This window comes from Gelidibacter sp., from assembly GCF_035577925.1.
Taxonomy (GTDB): domain Bacteria; phylum Bacteroidota; class Bacteroidia; order Flavobacteriales; family Flavobacteriaceae; genus Gelidibacter.
In genome coordinates this window covers 1-3,991 of sequence record NZ_DATJCY010000005.1, presented here as the reverse complement: position 1 = coordinate 3,991, position 3,991 = coordinate 1, and the positions used below count along the sequence as shown (strand labels likewise).

At 35.8% G+C, this 3,991-nt stretch carries 5 protein-coding genes and 1 pseudogene; all 6 read right to left on the bottom strand.

The genetic code is table 11. The features are described 5' to 3' along the window. The coding region (locus VNJ50_RS00185) for a phosphoadenosine phosphosulfate reductase family protein (RefSeq protein WP_325577896.1) at positions 1 to 306 on the bottom strand (306 nt) is incomplete at its 3' end. A gap of 127 nt (positions 307 to 433) precedes the next feature. Then, the gene (locus VNJ50_RS00180; protein WP_325577894.1) at positions 434 to 1,048 is read right to left on the bottom strand and encodes a phosphoadenosine phosphosulfate reductase family protein; all 615 of its coding nucleotides are present in this window, start codon (positions 1,046 to 1,048) and stop codon (positions 434 to 436) included. Continuing rightward, entirely contained in the window at positions 1,048 to 1,314 is a 267-nt protein-coding gene (locus VNJ50_RS00175) for a DUF2061 domain-containing protein (protein WP_325577892.1), read from the bottom strand. The genes VNJ50_RS00180 and VNJ50_RS00175 overlap by 1 nt, the downstream gene beginning before the upstream one ends. A 195-nt stretch (positions 1,315 to 1,509) precedes the next feature. Then, the gene (locus VNJ50_RS00170; protein WP_325577890.1) at positions 1,510 to 1,920 is read right to left on the bottom strand and encodes an Rrf2 family transcriptional regulator; all 411 of its coding nucleotides are present in this window, start codon (positions 1,918 to 1,920) and stop codon (positions 1,510 to 1,512) included. 18 nt (positions 1,921 to 1,938) lie between these two features. Then, positions 1,939 to 3,111: a trans-sulfuration enzyme family protein gene (locus tag VNJ50_RS00165; RefSeq protein WP_325577888.1), complete on the bottom strand. Its 1,173-nt coding sequence runs from the start codon at positions 3,109 to 3,111 to the stop codon at positions 1,939 to 1,941. Between the two features lie 61 nt (positions 3,112 to 3,172). Beyond that, positions 3,173 to 3,991: pseudogene (locus VNJ50_RS00160) on the bottom strand (bifunctional aspartate kinase/homoserine dehydrogenase I); the annotation flags it as partial.

The window sequence follows — 3,991 nt, the reverse complement described above, 5'->3', positions numbered from 1 at the left end:
TTCCTTAACTTTTCCTGCATTGATTGAATCTTGTACGTTTCTGACGATCAACTCCAGTCCTAATTCTTTTACCAATTTATCCCTAAATGCTATTGTTTCAGGAAAGTTGTGCCCTGTGTCAATATGCATTAACGGAAACGGAATTTTCGCAGGATAAAATGCTTTCTGCGCTAATCTTACCAAAGTGATAGAATCCTTTCCTCCTGAAAATAAAAGGACAGGCTTTTCAAATTGTGCAGCCACTTCCCTAATAATATAAATAGCTTCGTTTTCTAACGGATTTATTTTTGAGGTGTCTTTTTTCATAATTTCATTATTCATTCTCTAAACCGAAAGAAAAATCATTACTCTTCCAGTTTCTGTTTTTAATGTACTTTTTGATGACTTCAACTACAATTAAATCTGCAAACTCAGACTGAGATTTCAAATTCTGTTACGCATGCAAGCCACATTCTCTGTTTTCTAATTGTTTTGTTGGATCAAAATATTTGAATTCGTTGGGCAAGTTGTTTTCGGTCAAATAGGCATCAAGATCTTCATCCGTCCAATAATAAAAAGGACTCACTTTTATAATGCCATCGGCACTTTTAGAAACAATATCAATCCCATCACGAAACGCCGTTTGTCCTTTTCGCAAATTTGTAAACCATACATCGGGTTGATGTTCTGTCATGGCTCTTTTAAACGGTTCCAGCTTTACTTGCTCTGTAAATAATTTGTGTTTTGGATCATCAACATCCGGAATTCCCAATACAACATCACGGTGCGCAGCTGTCTGTTTGGGCACATACAAATGCACATTCAAATCCAATTGAGCAATAACAGCTTGAGCATGCTTATAGGTTTGTGGCGTATTATAACCCGTATCACACCAAATCACTTTAAGATCTTTCTTAATCCGAGTGACCGCATGCAAAATGGCAGCTTCATAAGGCCTAAAATTGGTGGTAACAACCGGATTATTGGCATTTAAAACCGCCCAGGTTATAATTTCCAAAGGTGTTTTTTTTCTTAAATCCTTATTGATTTGCTCTATATTAATTGTCATTATTTCCCCCATTTTATAGTATTCCAAGCACGTTCATGAAAAAAATACAATGCCATTTTCGAAATCAACTCTATAGCACCAATTGAAAATGCCAACGTTAAAGTTCCAGTAATCACATAAGAGATAATCACTGTTGCTAATGTGCCTACAACGCGCCAACTAATGGTTTTTAACAAAGTCCGCTTAATATTTTCTTTAGGCACCTCTACTTTCACAGATGCCGACTGTTGTTCTGTTGTTATTATTGATTCTAAAACCGTACTCATTTATTATTACTATTAATATTATTTAATTACTCTATAGACTTACTAGGATAAGATGCAAACGTAAGTATTAATTTCATAAAATACCAAACAAATTTTTAAAAATAACTTAACCTATCTGATAAATAGACTTATTAAATAGACGACTTGCTTAAAAATTAATAGACCACGTAAATTGATTTTACAAAATTGACTGCTTTATATAATTAAGTCTGCCAAAGAGGTTTCTCCATAAATCTTTAAATTGCTATCCCTCACCTGGATCATTAAATGATGTACGGAGCATTCTGCTTCATCCGGACAATCATCGCACCTTTCATAATAATTTAAACTTACGCAGGGCACCATGGCAATTGGACCTTCCAAGACTCTCATCACAGTTGTCATTTTGATTTCCTTTGGATTTTTGAGCAGATAATAACCACCACCCTTACCCTTTTTTGATCCTAAAAGACCACTTTTTCGAAGTGTCAATAAGATGCTTTCCAAAAATTTAAGCGAAATGTTCTCACTTTGCGAAATAGTCGCAATTTGAACAGGAACATTCAGTTCTTGTTTTGCTAAAAAGGTTAACGCCTTAATTCCGTATTTTGTCTTTTTTGAAAGCATCTTACAAAGATACTTTTTTTAAACAGATTCTAAAGCCTGTTTTAAATCGGCAGTAATATCATCTATATGTTCCAATCCCACCGAAATGCGCACCAATCCATCAGAAATACCCGTTTGTAAACGTTCTGCTTCGTTCAACTTGCTGTGTGTTGTACTTGCAGGATGGGTAGCAATAGATCGGGTATCTCCCAAATTGGCAGAAAGCGATAACATTCTCAAATTATTCAAAAATTGACGTCCGGCTTCAACCCCACCTTTTACCTCAAACGCAACAATATTTCCACCTTGGCGCATTTGTTTTTTAGCCAATTCGTATTGCGGATGCGATTTTAAAAACGGATATTTTACAAAATTCACTTTACCGTTTGCTTCTAAAAACTCAGCAACTTTAAGTGCGTTTTCACAATGTCTATCCACCCTAACACCAAGTGTTTCTAAACTTTTAGAAAGAATCCAAGCATTGAAAGGTGATAATGCTGGTCCCGTATTTCTTGAAAACAAGTAGATTTCTCTTATTAAATCAGTATTTCCAACCGTAATCCCACCAAGTACACGACCTTGACCATCAATAAGTTTTGTTGCGGAATGAATGACCAAATCAGCACCAAATTTAATCGGATTCTGTAAATAGGGCGTTGCAAAACAATTATCTACAATAAAAATAAGCTGGTGTTTTTTTGCGATTTTCCCCAACAACTCCAAATCCAAAATATCTACCGCAGGATTTGTCGGACTTTCCACAAACAAAATCTTAGTATTCGGTTGAATAATATCTTCAATACAATGGATTTGATCAACTTTAAAATAACTGGTCTCGATATTCCACTTTGGAAGAAATTTGGTAAACAGCGTATTGGTCGAACCAAAAACACTGCGCGCAGACACAATATGATCGCCAGCATTTAACAACGCAGCAAAAGTTGAAAATACCGCGGCCATTCCTGTTGCAAAAGCATAACCACTTTGAGCTCCTTCTAATTTGCAGATTTTTTCGACAAACTCTGAGGTATTCGGGTTTGTAAAACGACTATAGATATTACGCTCTTTTTCCTCGGCGAATGACGCTCGCATATCCTCTGCATCTTCAAAAATAAAGCTTGAGGTTAAATGCAACGGCGTAGAATGCTCTAGAAATTCCGAACGATCCATTTGCGTTCTAATAGCGTCGGTTTCGAATTTTGTAGTGCTCATTTATCAGTGTTTTTTTAAAACTAACGGTTTAAAAACTCGAAAGCTTTTCAAATATTCGTTTCTAATTAATATGTTTTGACAATCGCAAGATATCTCCAAAAACACCTCTTGCGGTCACTTCTGCTCCTGCTCCTGCGCCTTGAATTACGATAGGTTGCTCTCCATACGATTCTGTAAAAATCTCGAAAATAGCATCAGAACCTTTGATATGGCCTAATGTGCTATCTAAAGGAATGGATACCAATTTAACTTCCAAATTACCTTTGTCTTTAGATAAATCGCCTGACAAATCGCCAACGTAGCGCAACACATGACCTTCTTTTTGATTCTCTTTTATCGTCTGGAATTTTTCATCCAAAACATCCAATTGCTTTAAAAAATCTGAAAGTGGTGTTTCTCGATACGCTTCAGGAATTAAATTTTCAACAGAAATATCTTCAAACTCATTCTGCAAATCGAGTTCTCTTGCCAATATCAATAATTTACGTGCCACGTCATTTCCTGAGAAATCTTCACGAGGATCGGGTTCTGTAAATCCTTTATCGATAGCTTCTTGAACAATAGTGCTAAACGGCTTATCCTGAACCGAAAAATTATTGAACAAATAACTTAAAGTACCCGAAAACACACCACGAATACGGGTAATATTCTCTCCAGATTCATGTAATAAATTAATCGTATCAATCAAGGGTAATCCAGCACCAACGGTGGTCTCGTACAAATACGATTTTTGATTATCTTCTAAATTATTTCTAAGTTCTGTATAAAAATCGTGCGAAATGGTATTGGCTATTTTATTGGAAGACACCAAGTCAAATCCAGCTTCAATTAGCGGAATATAATTGCCATAAAACTGCGAGCTCGATGTATTATCAACCGC